The sequence below is a fragment of the Bordetella tumulicola genome, from assembly GCF_054779135.1.
Genome location: NZ_BAAGYU010000006.1, coordinates 99120 through 114897 on the forward strand (window position 1 = coordinate 99120; position 15778 = coordinate 114897).

15 protein-coding genes are annotated in these 15778 nt (G+C 55.6%); 10 read left to right on the forward strand and 5 right to left on the reverse strand.

The annotated features are described in order from the left end of the window. Nucleotides 1–98: 98 nt before the first annotated feature. Nucleotides 99–2342 (reverse strand): PhoX family protein, encoded by a 2244-nt coding sequence (locus ACYVDM_RS04405; protein WP_415789077.1) that lies wholly within the window; start codon nt 2340–2342, stop codon nt 99–101. A gap of 370 nt (nt 2343–2712) precedes the next feature. Here ACYVDM_RS04405 and ACYVDM_RS04410 point away from each other — a divergent pair, with 370 nt between their 5' ends. From ACYVDM_RS04410 to pstB, 4 genes are all read left to right on the forward strand, one after another. Continuing rightward, the gene (locus ACYVDM_RS04410) at nt 2713–3699 is read left to right on the forward strand and encodes a PstS family phosphate ABC transporter substrate-binding protein (protein ID WP_415789079.1); all 987 of its coding nucleotides are present in this window, start codon (nt 2713–2715) and stop codon (nt 3697–3699) included. 81 nt (nt 3700–3780) lie between these two features. Further along, on the forward strand, nt 3781–4710 hold the full coding sequence (gene pstC / locus ACYVDM_RS04415; protein WP_415789081.1) for a phosphate ABC transporter permease subunit PstC: 930 nt from the start codon (nt 3781–3783) through the stop codon (nt 4708–4710). Between the two features lies 1 nt (nt 4711). Further along, complete coding sequence (gene pstA, locus ACYVDM_RS04420; protein WP_415789083.1) at nt 4712–5665, forward strand: phosphate ABC transporter permease PstA; 954 nt, start codon at nt 4712–4714, stop codon at nt 5663–5665. 51 nt (nt 5666–5716) lie between these two features. Further along, on the forward strand, nt 5717–6598 hold the full coding sequence (pstB, locus tag ACYVDM_RS04425) for a phosphate ABC transporter ATP-binding protein PstB (RefSeq protein ID WP_415789085.1): 882 nt from the start codon (nt 5717–5719) through the stop codon (nt 6596–6598). A gap of 131 nt (nt 6599–6729) precedes the next feature. Here the strand turns inward: pstB and ACYVDM_RS04430 are convergent, their stop codons facing one another. Continuing rightward, nucleotides 6730–7152 (reverse strand): ArsR/SmtB family transcription factor, encoded by a 423-nt coding sequence (locus tag ACYVDM_RS04430; RefSeq protein WP_415789087.1) that lies wholly within the window; start codon nt 7150–7152, stop codon nt 6730–6732. 112 nt (nt 7153–7264) lie between these two features. On the opposite strand from ACYVDM_RS04430, the gene ACYVDM_RS04435 reads away from it, so the two are divergent. The 6 genes from ACYVDM_RS04435 (at nt 7265) to ACYVDM_RS04460 (ending at nt 11730) form a co-directional block, all read left to right on the forward strand. After that, nucleotides 7265–7591 (forward strand): ArsR/SmtB family transcription factor, encoded by a 327-nt coding sequence (locus ACYVDM_RS04435; protein ID WP_415789089.1) that lies wholly within the window; start codon nt 7265–7267, stop codon nt 7589–7591. Continuing rightward, nucleotides 7588–8670 carry an ArsO family NAD(P)H-dependent flavin-containing monooxygenase gene (locus ACYVDM_RS04440; RefSeq protein ID WP_415789091.1) on the forward strand — a complete coding sequence of 361 codons (1083 nt, stop codon included), beginning with the start codon at nt 7588–7590 and terminating at the stop codon, nt 8668–8670. Before ACYVDM_RS04435 ends, ACYVDM_RS04440 begins: the two co-directional genes overlap by 4 nt. An 8-nt stretch (nt 8671–8678) precedes the next feature. Further along, nucleotides 8679–9104 carry an arsenate reductase (glutaredoxin) gene (arsC, locus tag ACYVDM_RS04445; protein WP_415789093.1) on the forward strand — a complete coding sequence of 142 codons (426 nt, stop codon included), beginning with the start codon at nt 8679–8681 and terminating at the stop codon, nt 9102–9104. 6 nt (nt 9105–9110) lie between these two features. Continuing rightward, the gene (locus ACYVDM_RS04450) at nt 9111–10367 is read left to right on the forward strand and encodes an MFS transporter (RefSeq protein WP_415789095.1); all 1257 of its coding nucleotides are present in this window, start codon (nt 9111–9113) and stop codon (nt 10365–10367) included. 11 nt (nt 10368–10378) lie between these two features. Further along, nucleotides 10379–11128 carry an arsenical resistance protein ArsH gene (gene arsH / locus ACYVDM_RS04455; RefSeq protein WP_415789097.1) on the forward strand — a complete coding sequence of 250 codons (750 nt, stop codon included), beginning with the start codon at nt 10379–10381 and terminating at the stop codon, nt 11126–11128. A 122-nt stretch (nt 11129–11250) separates the two neighbouring features. Beyond that, entirely contained in the window at nt 11251–11730 is a 480-nt protein-coding gene (locus tag ACYVDM_RS04460) for an ArsI/CadI family heavy metal resistance metalloenzyme (protein WP_415789099.1), read from the forward strand. Between the two features lie 156 nt (nt 11731–11886). Here the strand turns inward: ACYVDM_RS04460 and ACYVDM_RS04465 are convergent, their stop codons facing one another. The 3 genes from ACYVDM_RS04465 to ACYVDM_RS04475 are packed head-to-tail and all read right to left on the reverse strand — an operon-like array spanning nt 11887 to nt 15700. Continuing rightward, entirely contained in the window at nt 11887–13272 is a 1386-nt protein-coding gene (locus ACYVDM_RS04465; RefSeq protein ID WP_415789101.1) for a sigma-54-dependent transcriptional regulator, read from the reverse strand. Continuing rightward, entirely contained in the window at nt 13269–14774 is a 1506-nt protein-coding gene (locus ACYVDM_RS04470; RefSeq protein ID WP_415789103.1) for a sensor histidine kinase, read from the reverse strand. The genes ACYVDM_RS04465 and ACYVDM_RS04470 overlap by 4 nt, the downstream gene beginning before the upstream one ends. After that, the gene (locus tag ACYVDM_RS04475; protein ID WP_415789105.1) at nt 14771–15700 is read right to left on the reverse strand and encodes a substrate-binding domain-containing protein; all 930 of its coding nucleotides are present in this window, start codon (nt 15698–15700) and stop codon (nt 14771–14773) included. Before ACYVDM_RS04475 ends, ACYVDM_RS04470 begins: the two co-directional genes overlap by 4 nt. Nucleotides 15701–15778 lie beyond the last annotated feature (78 nt).

The following is a 15778-nucleotide window of genomic DNA, read 5'->3' on the forward strand; positions in this document are numbered from 1 at the left end:
GGCGGGGCGAATGCCGGATCGGCATTGCCCCTAAATTCGTCAACCATCGACGATTTCTGACGTACTACTCTACTACTCTACTTCCCTACTTGACTTCCTTACGTCCCGATGCGCCCCCCGTCGTCCTTGGTAATCACGATCGTGGCGGACCTCGGCCGAACTCCTGCCCCATACCCGAAATTGCTCGGCCACTGGCTGGTGTATTTCGATGGATTGGCAATATCAGCTTGACTGGTGTTCTCGCCTGGATGCTGGATATTGACAAAAATCGCCTTGCCATCTGGAGTTTCACAAAAGCCCGTAATCTCGCACCCGACAGGCCCGACGAGAAAGCGCTTGAGCTGTTCAGCCGCCGGCGGTTGCCCTACATAGGTATCCACGGTAAGTGCGCTGCCATCAGCTTTCGTGTAATTGAGGGACTTTTTCTCGCCATCACCAACCTGGCCAGGCCGTGCCGCCAGCATCATGCAATTGGTCACGTCGGTATAGGCACCGTCATCGGTCTGAAACCAGCACAGTCCCGTAGCCTCGCTGAATACCAAGCCGTCGGGGCTCGAGAAATCTTGATCATCAGTGAGGTTTGACAGGTTGATAGTGCCGGCATCCGCGTCAGCTTGCGCACCGAATAAATACACGTCCCAATCGAATTGATCGCCGCTGCCCGTAGCGGAGGACTCTCTGACACGGAGAATGTGACCATTGGGGTTGCCCATCTGGGCGGTACCATTCTTCATATCGGTGTACACACGCGGATTAGCCGCATCCGGCGCATACTGTGAACCGGTCGGATCAATGCGACGGCTGGTGTTGTTGGTCAAAGCAAAATACACCTCGCCGTTGGCGGGATTCACGCCACACCATTCCGGGCGATCCATCTTCGTGGCACCCGCCGCATCTGCGGCTAGACGAGCATTGATGGCAACATCGGCCTGGTCGGCAAACGGATATGTCGCGGAACTGCTAACAACCGGGTTTTGCAGCGACAGCTCCAACCAGGAACCGGTCCCGTCTTCGGAGAATTTGGCAGCATAGAGCTTGCCGTTGTCCAAATATTTGTCACCTGCGGACATGCGACTGATCGCATCGGCATCCGCGGGATCCCAGTTGGCGGCCGAGACCCATTTGTAAATGTATTCGCCACGAGCATCGTCGCCCATATAGACCACAATAGGCTGCCCTGCAACGGCCTTGCGGAACGCTGCGCTTTCATGAGCGAAACGCCCCAGGGCCGTGCGCTTTTTTGCTTTCCTGCTACGGTCATAAGGGTCGATCTCAACGATGTAGCCTTGGCCGTTCATTTCGTTGCGGTAATCGTCGCTACCATCAGCCGACGTTCCTGATTGGCTTATATTCCAACGAGCATAGCGATCATCCGCACCGGCGGACTCCCATCCGTGGCGCGAGCCGGCACCCTGACTACGCCCGTAGCGCAGAAGCGAAGTCACAGATTTATCATTACCCCGAGCCGCGTCATCGGCGCTGTCGCGGGTGAAGTAGCCGTACCAATTCTCTTCACCCGTCAAGAACGTACCCCAGGGGCTCTTCCCTGTGCCGCAATTGTTCAACGTGCCGCGTGTACGGGTCGCATCGGGCGAATACTTCGTCACGAGTAGTGGATTGCCGCGAGCCGGGCCTGCGATTTCGATTTCACTCAGTGCCGTCAGACGAAAGTTGAAAGACGATTCCGACATAGTCGCCCAGGAATTACCGGTCTTCTGAATTTCGACAACCGAAATGCCGTGAATAGCCACTTCCTTATCTACTTCGGCGGCTGGCCGTGGCAACGTGTTGGTGCCACCGTCCTGGTGCAAGAAGAACGAACTGAAACTCTCGTTCGTCGTGGCTTCGTGATTGACGGCCAGAAGCCCTCGATCCGTGGAGCTGGCCGAAGGCCGGTTGTCTGCGCCCAGTCCAAACCACTCCATGCCGTCGTGATGGTCTCCGGCACGGTTCTCAAAGTCGATGTCCGTACCATCATTCCTGTAGGCCAGCACACCCGCTGAGAGCGGGTCTCCCAGGGCGTATAGCACTTGAGCGGTATATCCCGAGGGCACGATGACGGCATCGGCCAAGCTCTTGGGTACGGCGGTGAAATCAAGCAGCGTTTCCGAAGGTGAAGTCGGCGGCGTTTCGGGACTGTCATCATCGTCATCACTACTGCTTCCACAGGCGGCCAGACCGCCTACGCCGAAGAGGACGGAACCAAGAGTGAGCGTACCTCCTTTGAGCATCCCGCGTCGGCTCAGCCGTGTTTGCAACACCGAATCGAATGTTGGGTTATTCGATGTATTCGAATCTTCGTCATTGAAGTCGACTTTGGGCGTGTTCGTCTTGGTCTTCATATCGTCCTTCTGTCTGGATTTAACGAAGTAAGGAATGTATGCGACGCTGATGACTCTTTCATGACGACACAAACGCAACATTGTCGAAGCGACCACGTTGGTTGATCCATGGCACAACTACAGTCCGCGCATTGAGCTTGGCTGTGGGTGAACCGGCCCCCACCTCCACTATCGCTCCCCTTCCCAGACCCGACTATTAATGAAATTTTTGGCCCTCTAGAGCCCTAATGGCTCGATGGGCGAGTCGCGGTTCGTTTGTAGCTTATGTCATGAAGTTGTCATGTCTGCATTTCATGATGCATGGAGATGAAGAATTATTTAAAAACAGCCTCCCCGGCCTGAACTGCCCCTTTTATCTCAGGAGAAACAAATGAAGTTGTCGACCCTTGCCGCAAGCCTATTCATCGCATGTGCGGGCCTCAATGCTCACGCGCAACAGAACGTGCCGACAGTGCTCATAGACGGATCCAGCACCGTATTTCCGATTTCGGAGGCCGTCGCTGAAGAGTTTCAAAAATCGCAACAAGGCAAAACCCGCGTAACGGTGGGCGTTTCGGGAACGGGCGGTGGCTTCAAAAAATTCTGCCGAGGCGAGCTGGACATCACTGGCGCCTCGCGCCCCATCCGTAAAGACGAAATGGAACTGTGCAAGCAGCACGGCGTAGAGTATATCGAAATGCCTGTCGCTATCGATGCACTGGCCACGATCATCAATCCTTCAAATACCTTCGCAGAGTGCTTGTCGATCCCAGAGCTGAAGACGATGTGGGCGCCTGAAGCGCAAGGCAAGGTGACCAACTGGAACCAGATCAATGATAAGTTCCCGAACGCACCGCTGGTTCTATTCGGCGCCGGCACCGATTCGGGCACTTATGACTATTACACTTTCGCCGTTGTGGGGAAAGAGCACTCCAGTCGCGGCGACTTCACCGCAACCGAAGACGACAACGTGAGTGTCCAGGGCGTCGCCCGCGACGAGAACGCTCTTGGCTTTTTGGGATTGGCCTACTACGAACATAATAAGGACAAGATCAAGGCTGTCGCCATTCGGCAGGATGATGGTTCTTGCGTGCTCCCGTCGGTGGAAAACGCGGTCAACGGTACTTATCAACCGCTGACACGGCCGATTTTCTACTATGTGGACAAGTCGAAGGCCGACAAGAAACATGTCGTGGATTTCATTCATTTCGCATTTGACCCGAAGAACCAAGAAGAACTCGTTTCGGAAGTCGGCTACGTCTCCCTGCCCGCTGAAATCGCGAATTCCGCGAAGGCCAAATTCGATGCGCGCAAGACAGGCTCTCACTTTGAAGGCGGCTCCAAGATCGGCGTCAAGATGACCGATCTCGTAAATTAATCCGCTCACAGTTAGCGAGTCCGGATCGTGGGGCCACGCATAGTGGCCCCACGATGCCCTCAGGAATCCATAGGAACGCCAATGTCCGTCGTTGCCGACAAAGAACGTTTCATACCGAGCCAAGCCTATCGCACTCGGCGACGCACTGTCGACGCTGTAACTCGGGTTTTATTGTTCCTCGCCGCGGGAGCCTCAGTACTTATCACCACTGGAATTGTGTACATCCTGGTCACGGAGTCGTGGGGCTTTTTCTCCCAGGTATCGATCTGGGACTTCCTCACCGACACTCAGTGGACCCCGATGTTCGAGAACCCGCGCTTCGGAATCTGGCCTTTGCTAACGGCGACGCTTTGGGCCGCAGGTATTGCATTGATCATTGCCATCCCGCTGGGCACTGTGCTGGCCGTCTATCTTAGTGAATTTGCGCGCCCATCAGTAAAAGAGGTTGTAAAGCCTTGCCTGGAGATGCTGGAAGCCGTTCCGACTATCGTGTACGGCTACTTTGCACTCCTGCTGTTGACACCGTTTTTTCAGACTTTTATCCCGGGTCTTGGCGGGTTCAACCTGTTGGTCCCTGGCATCGTGCTCGGCATCATGATTCTGCCTTACATCGTATCGGTAAGTGAAGACGCCATGCGCGCCGTACCGAGTTCGATGCGTGAGGGCGCTTATGCCCTCGGAATGTCGCGAGTCCAGACCGCTATCCGTGTCGTAATACCCGGTGCGTTCTCGGGCATCACCGCCGCATACATACTGGGCATGTCGCGGGCAGTAGGCGAAACGATGGTACTAGCCGTCGCCGCAGGTCAAAATCCCAATCTGACCGCCGACCCACGTGAAGGCGCTGCCACCATTACCGCATACATCGTACAAATGAGCATGGGCGATCTGCCGCATGGGAGCTTGGCTTACCAGAGCATCTTCGCCGTCGGCCTAGTGCTGTTCATCATTACTTTCGCGTTCAATTTCTTCGGCCACCTATTGCGCCAGCGTTTTCGGGAAATCTACTGAAATGAATCGTCCACTGATGTCGAAAAGCACGGCCGTAGAGTACGACCCGCAGCTCGCGGCCCGCGTCGGTCGAACCGCCAAGCGGTCTGATTTCATATTTGGGTTGGCGGGTGTGGCGATTCTGATTGTGTCGATGGCCTTGCTGATCGCTTTGTTACTTGACCTGGCGCTTGATGGCGCGGGCCGCATCAACTACGAATTCCTGACTAGCTTTCCTTCTCGCCGGGCTGGGAGCGCCGGCATTCTCTCCGCTTGGGTGGGGACTACGCTTGTCATGGTGGTAACGGCAGCGTTAGCGGTACCCATGGGTGTGATGGCCGGCCTCTATCTGGAGGAGTATGCGCCCAAAAATCTGATTACAACGCTCATTGAGATCAACATAGGAAATCTTGCTGGTGTTCCTTCGATCATATATGGCCTTCTCGCCCTCGGCTTGTTTGTATATATGCTGGGACTAGGACAAACTATCTTTGTCGCGGGCGCCGTGCTGGCGCTACTTATCCTTCCCGTCATCATTGTGTCCACGCGCGAGGCTGTCCGCAGCATTCCTCAGACAGTCAAAGAGGGCGCGTACGGCATCGGCGCCGATAAGTGGCAAACGATGTCCTCCTTTATCCTGCCAGCAGCCCGGCCGGGAATCCTGACCGGCGCAATCGTTGGACTCTCGCGTGCGATCGGCGAAACAGCGCCGGTGATTACCATCGGCGCGCTGACCTATATTGCGTTCCTGCCACCGTCCCCCATCCAAGCCGGATTTCCGTTCATCAACTTCGACTGGCTTGAAGCTCCTTTCACCCTCCTGCCAATTCAGATGTTCAATTGGCTGTCTCGCCCACAGTCCGAGTTTCACGTTAATGCCGCTGCGGCCGGCGTGGTCCTCATTGCGATGACGCTGGTCATGAACGCACTAGCGATCTATATCCGTTACCGTTTGCGCCGTCACACAATGAACTAGCTGATATCGCTGATTAGCGATCAGGACTCCCTCCTAAGCCGAGAATATTCAATGAATGACCTCACTATGCAGAGCCAACCCGTTGATGCACCGGTCGTGATCAAGAGCCCGAGCTCTGCGGCCACCGCAGTCCCCACCACGCCTGTTAATTCGATACTAGTGCCCCCGACGGTACCGCTACGGGCGGAAGCGAAGAACTTATCATTCTGGTACGGCGAATTCCAAGCACTGAAGGACATCAATCTTCCTATAGCAAAAGACCGAGTCACCGCCCTTATTGGAGCGTCTGGCTGCGGAAAAAGCACCTTGCTGCGGTGTTTCAATCGTATGCACGACCTGTATCGCGGAACTCGCTATGGCGGGCAGATCAACTTATTACCCGAGCAAAGCAACCTGGTCGACCTCAAGTCCGATCCGATTCTGATTCGACTACGGATTGGCATGGTGTTTCAAAAACCCAATCCATTCCCCAAATCCATATACGAGAATGTCGCCGCGGCACTAAAAGTACGAGGCATCACCAACCGTTCAATTCTGGATGAACGCGTTGAATCGGCGCTACGCCAAGCTGCGCTCTGGGATGAAGTAAAGGACCGGCTTCATTTGTCTGCCTATGGGCTCTCAGGCGGCCAACAACAGCGTTTATGCATCGCACGTACGCTTGCTCCTAACCCGGAAATAATTCTTTTTGACGAGCCGACATCAGCGCTGGATCCAATCGCGACCGCGAAAATCGAAGATCTTTTCAATAGCCTTCGAAATCAGTACACCATCGTCATCGTCACACACAACATGCAGCAGGCCGCGCGAATTTCCGACTACACCGCATTTATGCACTTGGGGCAAATGGTTGAATTCGGACCGACGGATGATTTTTTCCTCAAGCCAAGGCACGCAATGACCGGCGACTATATCACCGGCCGCTTCGGTTGAATTGGGCTCGCGGCGAGAACGGCAATGGATGCGTTTCTGCGCTGCGACGCAACTACGTGCGACGGATCGATTGCCACAGCTATCGGCGCAGGCCTTCTCAGCGGGCGCCCATTTCTGCTATCGATACTCAATCAACGAGCACCAAAACCAAAAGCGCCAGACGAGTGCCTATCGTTCGGGATACATACGCCATCGTTTTCCCTGCAGCAGTCTTGCAACAGCAGCTCGAGCAAGCCGTAGAGGCCCTCCAAGTTAGCGCGATACCGTACTTCCTCTTGTGTCCGCACGCCTACAACCAAGCCGGCTTTGGCTAAGCTGGCCAGGTGTTGAGAAACCGTGCTCCGCGGTCCACCGACCAAAGACGCCAGTTTGCCGGCCTCGATACCGTATGGCTCCTGTTGAATAAGAGTCCGCAAAATGCCTAGGCGGGTCGTGTGACCGATGGCGCCAAATGCGGCGGCAACATCCAGATTCTCCGACCGTGAGCAAATCGGAATATCGATAGCGCTGACTGTCGCTTGCGCCCGGCTTGCGGGAATATCTATCGCATCCATTACCATTCCATATGTCGTGAATTACAGACATAATGCAATCCTTACATGACAAATTTATGACAGTCGTATTTCTGTTACTACAATTATTCAACTATTGTTGTAGTATTGAGATATGGATAAAAACACCGCCATTCCTATCTTTGAGTCGTTGGCCTCGAGCGTACGGCTCGACATCTTTCGCCTGCTTGTACGCGCCTCTCCCGAAGGCTGCGTCGCCGGCCAGATCGCCAGCGAATTACACCTGCCGCCCACCAATCTTTCGTTCCACCTGAAGGCAATGACCCAGGCCGGACTGCTGACGGTCGAACAGGAGGGCCGCTATATGCGCTATCGGGCCGACATCGCGTTGATGTACGGTCTAGTGGAATATCTGACGGCCGAATGCTGTACGGGTTTGAGTGCTGCCTCGGTAGATGACGCTGAGGGATGTGTGCCATGAACGCCCAAGATGCTCGGCACGCCGATGTCGTCATCATTGGTGGTGGACAAAGTGCTCTCGCAGTCGCGTATTTCCTGAAGCGCACCGATCTGACATTTGTGTTGCTGGACGCTGCGCCTGAATCTGGTGGCGCCTGGCGCCTTGGTTGGGAATCCTTGCATCTATTCTCACCTAGCCAATGGAGTTCGCTGCCTGGCTGGCCCATGCCTGCCACCCAAGGCTATCCGACACGTGGCCAGGTGGTTGACTACCTATCCCGGTACGAGGACCGATACGGTTTTGCCGTGGAACGCCCGGTGCGGGTCACGGCGGTTCGACGTGAGGACTCTGATTTCGCTATAGAAACTGTCAACGGGCAATGGCGCAGCCGGGCCGTCGTCAGTGCAACTGGGACCTGGAGTACGCCCTATATCCCCCCCGTTGAGGGTATACAGACCTTCAACGGGGAACAGATTCATTCCGCGCACTACCGCTGCCCTACTCCATACGCCGGAAAGCGAGTGCTCGTCGTGGGCGGGGGCAACTCGGGCGCCCAGATCCTGGCGGAAGTATCGCAAGTCGCGCAAACGACCTGGGTCACGCAAGCGGAGCCCTTGTTTCTGCCAGACGATGTCGACGGTCGCGTCCTGTTTGAGCGAGCTACGGCGCGCTGGCAAGCACTGCAACAAGGCAAGGCTCCTGAGAACCTTCCGGGGGGCTTTGGCGATGTGGTCATGGTCCCACCCGTGCGTGAGGCCCGTGCTCGAGGCGTACTGCAATCCGTGCGGCCATTCATCCGGTTCACGCCCGAAGGTGTCATCTGGCAAGACGGTACGTCCACTGCCATAGACGCGGTGATCTGGTGCACAGGGTTCCGACCCGCTCTGGATCACCTGGAGCCTCTGGGAATCGTACATCCGGACGGCAAAGTGCGCGTTCATGGCACCCAAGCCGTGGAGGCCCCAGGCCTTTGGCTTGTTGGCTACGGCGAATGGACTGGGTTTGCTTCGGCCACGCTTGTTGGCGTAATGCGTACTGCAAAGTCTACTGCGGTAGAGGTTACTGCCCATATCAACACCCCTTCTCTCCTATCACCTTGAGGACTATCATGAGCGACGTCACCATCTACCATAATCCCCAGTGCGGGACCTCCCGCAACACCCTCGCGCTGATCCGAAATTCCGGCGTCGAGCCGCAGGTCATCGAGTATCTGCAAACCCCGCCAGACCGCGCGACCCTGATCGATTTGATCTCGCGCGCCGGTTTGACGGTGCGCGAAGCCATCCGGCAAAAGGGCACGCCTTATGCCGAGCTCGGCCTGGATGATCCGGCACTGTCCGATGAACAGCTCATCGATGCCATGCTGGCCAACCCAATCCTCATCAACCGTCCCTTTGTCGTCACTGCGGTGGGCGTACGGCTATGCCGGCCATCCGAGTTGGTTCTGGACATTCTGGAACAGCCACAACGAGGCGCCTTCGTGAAAGAAGATGGCGAGGCCGTCATCAACGAGAACGGAAAGCGCGTCAGCTAAGCGACGATGATGCCATCCTCTGCGGCAATCAACGGCGGCTCCTCTCCCGTCAAGGCGCATGGACTGATTACCGCCCTCGGGGTGGGTCAGATATGCTCTTGGGGGTCGCTTTATTACAGCTTTCCGTTGATCGCGGAGGCAATGGGCGCCGAACTTGGATGGAGCAAACCTGATTTGTATGGCGCGGCGACGCTCGGCCTGGTCCTCGCCGCGCTGGCGGCATACCCGGTCGGCGTCGCGGTGGATCGAGGGCACGGCCGTTGGGTCATGGGGCTGTCGTCTTTACTCGCCGCGGTGCTCTTGCTGCTCTGGTCACAAGTGACCTCGCTTGTCGCCTTCTATGTGCTGGTAGCTGGAATAGGCGCTCTACAGGCCGCGACGCTGTACGAACCCGCATTCGCAGTCATTGCCCGAAGAATGGGGGCAAGCCAGTCCCGCAGCGGAATAACGGCGCTCACATTGTGGGGCGGATTTGCCAGTACGGCGTTCATCCCACTGGTGCAATGGCTGCTCAACGAGTGGGGATGGCGCGAGGCGCTGATCGCCTTAGCGGCGGTCAACGGCATCATTTGTACCGGTGCCTATCTGATCTTTATCCAACCGACGCGTGATGCCCAGCCAGAGGGCGATATCGATCCTGGCCACCAGCGACAACAAAGCAAGGATGCTGTCCAAGCAGCGTTGAAACGCCCCGTTTTCTGGGCGCTGCTGTTATCACTGACCGCGTACGCGGCAATGTTTTCGGCGTTCACTTTTCATATGTACCCGTTGCTGCTCGAGCGCGGTCTCGATACCGCCTCAGTCGTACAAGCGATTGCGTTGATCGGCCCAGCCCAAGTCGCCGGCCGCATCGTCGTCAGCATGTTTGCAGCCCGCGCATCAATGCGTATGGTCGGTACAGCCGTGGTGACCGTATTCCCGCTAGCCTTTGGCGCCCTGGCGTTTCTGAACCTCGACTTTCTGACTGTTGCCGCGATCTGCGTGACCTACGGCGCAGCTAACGGGATCTTTACCATCGTTCGCGGCATGGTGGTTCCGGAAATGCTCAGCCGGCACGCCTACGGCGCTATTAACGGTCTGCTCACCGTGCCCATGACATTTGCACGGGCTGCCGCACCACTGGGCGCCGCCGCGCTATGGGGGCTTAGTTCGTCCTACGCCAGCGTGCTCGCTGCCATCCTTGCAGTGGCATTTGTCTTGGCTACGGCATTTTGGTTCGCCGCCTGGCTCAGCCGCCCTACTCTTGAACTTGCACATGACTAAGCGTGTTTAAAATGACTTACTCCTCCCCCTCCGATCTCGAACTGCCCGGCCTGGAAGAGGCATTGCTCGATATCCCGACTCATGAGAAGTTGGCACTATCGAGCGGCTCAGATCACGCACCCCGGATTTTGCTGCTGTACGGCTCACTGCGTGAGCGATCCTATAGTCGCCTACTTACCGAAGAGGCCGCCCGCATACTGACTCGCTTAGGTGCAGAAACTCGAATTTTTGACCCTCGCGACCTGCCTTTGCCCGATAGCGTACCAGCCGACCATCCAAAGGTGGCAGAGTTGCGGGCGCTGTCCATTTGGTCCGAAGGACAGGTGTGGTGTAGCCCAGAGCGGCACGGGAATATGACTGGTGTCTTTAAGAGCCAGATCGATTGGTTGCCATTGGAGACCGGAAGTGTCCGTCCCACGCAGGGGCGTACTCTGGCTGTCATGCAGGTGTCGGGCGGCTCTCAATCATTCAACGCAGTCAACTCGTTGCGCGTTCTGGGACGTTGGATGCGGATGGTGACCATCCCGAACCAATCCTCTGTGGCCAAGGCATTCCAGGAATTCGATGAGGCAGGCCGGATGAAGCCGTCCCCGTATTACGACCGCGTCGTCGATGTCATGGAAGAACTATACAAATTCACCTTGCTTGTTCGTGATCGTAGCGATTACTTGACCGACCGATATAGCGAACGCAAGGGGATGGCGGAGGACATCGCTCGACTCGGTCGCCAAGCCATGGCGCATGAATCGGCAGCCCAGTGAGTGGAATTATCTCTGCACGCTAAGCAGTAACGTCTGGGACTTGACGAAGCTTGATTAATTCCATATATCAAAAACGTATGGAATTAACGTCCAGCCTCAAACCTCATTTCAGGAGACAGGCCATGAAGCGGTTCCATGTACACGTATCGGTAGAAAACCTGGACAAAAGCGTCCAGTTCTATTCCACTCTCTTTGGCCAAGCTCCGTCGGTCGTCAAGGCCGACTACGCCAAATGGATGCTGGACGATCCTCGCATCAATTTCGCTATTTCTCGGCGAGGAGAAACAGTTGGCGTTGATCACCTCGGCCTCCAGGTTGATTCGGAAGAAGAACTGCTGGATTTGCGCAGCCGACTCGAAGTTGCCGACATTGGCTTTCGTGTGGAGTCTCAAATAGGGTGCTGTTATGCCCGCTCTAACAAGCACTGGACTACCGACCCAGCCGGCGTCGCATGGGAAACGTACCACACACTCGGCAGCATACCCACCTTCCACGCCCGCGAAGAGAAAACCAGCACAGCGGCGTGCTGCGCCTCTGACTCGGGGCAGGCGGGCACGTTCAATACACGTCGAGAAACGACTCGGGCAAAGCACTGTTGTTAGGAACGTCAATGCGATAGATATTTCATCGCAGAGGAGCCAGCCATGTTCAACAAAATTGTGGTCGATTACAACCTTACGCACCTGCGTCCAGAAGCACTATTGGCATTGTTGGACATGGCTCAAGCGAACCACGCGACATTGACATTCAAAAGGCCGTCATGATCCTGCCTTGAGCTCATCTAGGCCTTTACCACTAATGTGGCCCTTCCCTTCAATGCTGTGTCGCCTCATTTTCTGCCAAAGGTTCTTTCGGGAAATTTGCAGCGCGTCGGCCGTCTCTTGTATCCGTCCACCGTGGCGGCGCAATGCCTCTTCGATGTACAACCGTTCACAGGTTTCTTGATAAGAAACTAACGTGGCTTCGCCCTGCGGTAACATGGCAAACTGTGTGCCAGTACCCGTCTCTGCCTGGTCTGGGAAGATATCTGCCGGCAGCAAGACATCTGCTTGACTGACCAGACAAGCGCGCTCTATCCGATTATGGAGCTCGCGAATATTGCCGGGCCATGCGTATGTTTGCATCTTCATCAACGACAATGGATGGAGAGATTTCACCGGCTCGCCAAGCCGTTGCGCGATACTACTTGCAAATCGCTTGGCTAACCACGAGATATCCTCAGGCCGTTTCCTTAATGGCTCTACCTGCAGAGTAATGGTGTTGATCCTGTAGTAAAGATCCTCCCGAAACTCACGATTAGCGACCATATCTGGCAGAGCTCGATTCGTGGCACAGATGAGGTCAAACACCGTTGACGTATCGCGTTCGGCACCCAAACGACGAATGTGCTTTTCCTGTATCGCCCGCAACAGTGCAGCCTGTAATGCAAGCGACAACTCACCCACCTCATCCAGAAATAAAGTTCCACCGTGAGCTTGCTCGAAAAACCCCTTTTTGCTTTTTTCAGCGCCAGTAAAAGCACCTCGCTCGTAGCCGAAGAACTCCGCTTCAGCCAGCGTGGGCGCGATAGCTCCACAGTTGACGGCGACGAAAGGCCGTATCGTTGATTCAGCGCTGGCTTGGCGGTGGATCAGGCGTGCCAGCACTTCCTTGCCCACGCCTGATTCGCCAGTCACCAAAACGGCGGACGCCCGACCGGCGACCCTGGGAACAAGCCGGTACAAGTCACGTGCCGCTTGGGACACCCCTAGCTCTATGCTCTCGGCATACACCAGATCGGGCGGCATAAAGTCACGTACCCTCTGGACCAGCGTGGAGATATCGAACGGCTTTGTGACGTAGTCTTTGACGCCCAGCTTCAGCAGACTGACCGCTCGCTCAACCGTCGCATAGGCGGTCATCAGGATAAAAGGGGGCACGGTACAGCCTTCAGCAATCATCTGACAGAAGAGTTCGTCACCGTCAATATCGGGTAATCTCACATCACTGACAATAATGGAATAGGCGTTGGCCTTGATCGCCGCCTTGGCTTGTACTGCACAGGCAAACCAATCCGTTTGCATGCCTTCCAGGCGAAAACGCTCGACGATAGACTCCCCCATGATGACGTCATCTTCAATCAAACAAACATGGGGCTGGCTCATGATTGCACCTCCTTGCTCGATACCTGCTTGTCTTCGTAAAGTGGCAGTGTCACAGTGAATGCGGTGTAATCCAGCTCGCTCAACACTTCGATGGTGCCCTGCATCTGCGTCACTATCTGGTAAGTCACCCACAGCCCCAAACCTCGGGTCTTTCCTCCGCTCTGATTGTCAACGCGGAAGGGTTCGAAAAGATGAGCAAGGGCCTCTTGGGGAATAGCGGTCCCAGAGTTGGCAATTTCTATCCTCAGCACCTTGTCCGAAACCGTTGTTGCGCAGCTCACACTGCCTCCGGGCTCAACTGCATTCTTGGCGTTAATCAGCAGATTCAGCGTCAACTGTCGAACCAAATGCGATGGCAACGATAATACTTGGCTGATAGGAACATTCCAAAGCAATAGGGCGTGTTTATCAACGAGCTGAGGCTCTATCAACATCCTCAAATCTTGCCAGTCGGCTGGAGTTATCGACGACGAGTCCAACCGAGCCTCCACCAATAACGCGTTGACCGTAGTGCGAATCTGCTGAAGGCCGCGGCGCGTCAGTCCAATGGTCCTACCGGTCAATTCATCATATTGACCATGCTTCTCTAGGGTATCCAGTGCATTGAGCATTCCACCCAGCGGATTATTGATTTCATGTGCGACACCAGCGGCGACTCGTCCTACCGCCGCCAGCCGCTCGGCAGCCACCATGTCTCGCTTAAGGGCCTCCTGGTGTTCCAATTGAGCCAGCATTGAAGAGAAGCTACGCCCCAAAACTGCAATCTCGTCGCTACCTCCTTTCGGAATCGACAGATCAATATTCTGTATCGGCTCACGCCCCACGCGCTGTGTCACGTGCGCTAAAGACAGTAGTGGGCGAGCGATCTTATTCCCCCACCACCAGCCGATTAGCAACAACAGCAGCAAGCCCGGTATGCTGATAAGCAGCACCTGCCTGACGAGGCCATTCAGGCGCTGCCGCCAAACTCGAAGGTCATACGCAACCAGTACATATCCGGCCAAGCCCGCATCTTCCGATGTGATGGCCGCGCCAGCTACCGCAAGCGAGTCTTCAAAACGGTCTGTTGCATTGAAAAGAAACGTCTCATTCCCCTCTCGCAGCGTTTCCGCAGTTGCGCGCAACGCCGGGGGGAGTGCTGCAATGGAGGACAAAACAGCATACCGATTTGGATCCGATGCGGCATATACCCGCATACGCGGGTCGATCACAATGATCGCCTTTAATCCCGAACCGCCATCTCCGGCTGCCATCGGAATGCGCAGCGCCTCATAGACGCGCCATAGATCATCTCGTACCAAAGGCTCACGCACGGAAAGAGACAGAACTTGGATCAGGGCCAATGCACTTTGGTGTGTGTCGCGTAGCATGCCGACATACACAGTCCGCAGCAGCGTAAAGGTCACGACAACTTCAGTCAGAATAATCGCTGCCGCCAGAGCGAGTGGAACCTTATAGCGATAGCTGACCCGTGACCAAGGACTCCAACGGCTCAGGTTCATGTGGCCTCCGAGCCGGCTTGGTCGCCAGCAGATACTTGTACCAAGCGCCGAATTCCATCGTACAGAGAATCTCCTCTCTCCACGAATCTATCCAAAATCAGACGGTCAAGGATAAGCCGGCCATCCGGGCGGTTGTGCATCTTCAATAGCGCTTCCTGTAATGCCTCAACGGTATCCGAGGCCACGGTATTACTAATAACGATGGGGGGGAAGCCATAATCCGGCGATCGCCAGGCCACGCGGACGTTTTCCGAGAGTGCGGGAAACCTCAATGCGATGTTATCGAACACATATCCGTCCACTGCCCCACCACTGGCGAGCCCAGCTGATACGGCTTCGACAACTTTGCTATGGGCAAAAGTGAAAAACGTCTTACGGAAGAAACTCAGAGGATCGAAGTGAGTGGATATCAACTCAGTCCTCGGCACAAGAAAACCTGAATTCGACAACGGATCACTGTAGGCAAAAACACGATCACGGAGATCTCTAACATCCTGCGTATCATCATCTGCCTTTGGCACGATCAGATAGGACTGGTAGAGCGGCTCTCCCCTGTACTGCGGCACGGCCAAAAGACGCAATCTATCCGCATTGAGTACATAGGGGTATCCGCAAATCCAGGCAGCATCGATGTGCCCTCGCAGCAGCAAATCAACGATTTCACCATAGCTACGGCGCTGAACGAATTGAACATCTCGCCTTAATGAGGCCTGTAGGTCTGCACGCCAGATCTCGAGCAGTTGGAGCTGATCATCAAGGAAGACAGGCGTAGTACCCAAACGGATTGGCGTCTCCGCCTGACTCAACTTGGCTGTGGCGCAACAGGCAATCGCTGCCATACCGCCAATAAGGTACCTACGGCGGTTACCAAACGGTAACGCAGGGCGCGGCGCCGCCGGGCCAATGTTACCTAGCTGGAACGACATCGCACCCATCTCCTGGTTATTTGTCTCTGTACACCTGATCCTTTCGGAATTGGCACATCCTTTGCTTATAGCAGGTAC

Coding starts and splice junctions, on each gene's coding strand:
- pstA (WP_415789083.1), top strand. CDS start 4,712: ATGAATCGTCCACTGATGTCGAAAAGCACGGCCGTAGAGTACGACCCG.
- ACYVDM_RS04440 (WP_415789091.1), top strand. CDS start 7,588: ATGAACGCCCAAGATGCTCGGCACGCCGATGTCGTCATCATTGGTGGT.
- ACYVDM_RS04405 (WP_415789077.1), bottom strand. CDS start 2,342: ATGAAGACCAAGACGAACACGCCCAAAGTCGACTTCAATGACGAAGAT.
- pstB (WP_415789085.1), top strand. CDS start 5,717: ATGAATGACCTCACTATGCAGAGCCAACCCGTTGATGCACCGGTCGTG.
- ACYVDM_RS04465 (WP_415789101.1), bottom strand. CDS start 13,272: ATGAGCCAGCCCCATGTTTGTTTGATTGAAGATGACGTCATCATGGGG.
- arsC (WP_415789093.1), top strand. CDS start 8,679: ATGAGCGACGTCACCATCTACCATAATCCCCAGTGCGGGACCTCCCGC.
- ACYVDM_RS04410 (WP_415789079.1), top strand. CDS start 2,713: ATGAAGTTGTCGACCCTTGCCGCAAGCCTATTCATCGCATGTGCGGGC.
- ACYVDM_RS04470 (WP_415789103.1), bottom strand. CDS start 14,774: ATGAACCTGAGCCGTTGGAGTCCTTGGTCACGGGTCAGCTATCGCTAT.
- pstC (WP_415789081.1), top strand. CDS start 3,781: ATGTCCGTCGTTGCCGACAAAGAACGTTTCATACCGAGCCAAGCCTAT.
- ACYVDM_RS04450 (WP_415789095.1), top strand. CDS start 9,111: ATGATGCCATCCTCTGCGGCAATCAACGGCGGCTCCTCTCCCGTCAAG.
- arsH (WP_415789097.1), top strand. CDS start 10,379: ATGACTTACTCCTCCCCCTCCGATCTCGAACTGCCCGGCCTGGAAGAG.
- ACYVDM_RS04430 (WP_415789087.1), bottom strand. CDS start 7,152: ATGGATGCGATAGATATTCCCGCAAGCCGGGCGCAAGCGACAGTCAGC.
- ACYVDM_RS04475 (WP_415789105.1), bottom strand. CDS start 15,700: ATGTCGTTCCAGCTAGGTAACATTGGCCCGGCGGCGCCGCGCCCTGCG.
- ACYVDM_RS04460 (WP_415789099.1), top strand. CDS start 11,251: ATGAAGCGGTTCCATGTACACGTATCGGTAGAAAACCTGGACAAAAGC.
- ACYVDM_RS04435 (WP_415789089.1), top strand. CDS start 7,265: ATGGATAAAAACACCGCCATTCCTATCTTTGAGTCGTTGGCCTCGAGC.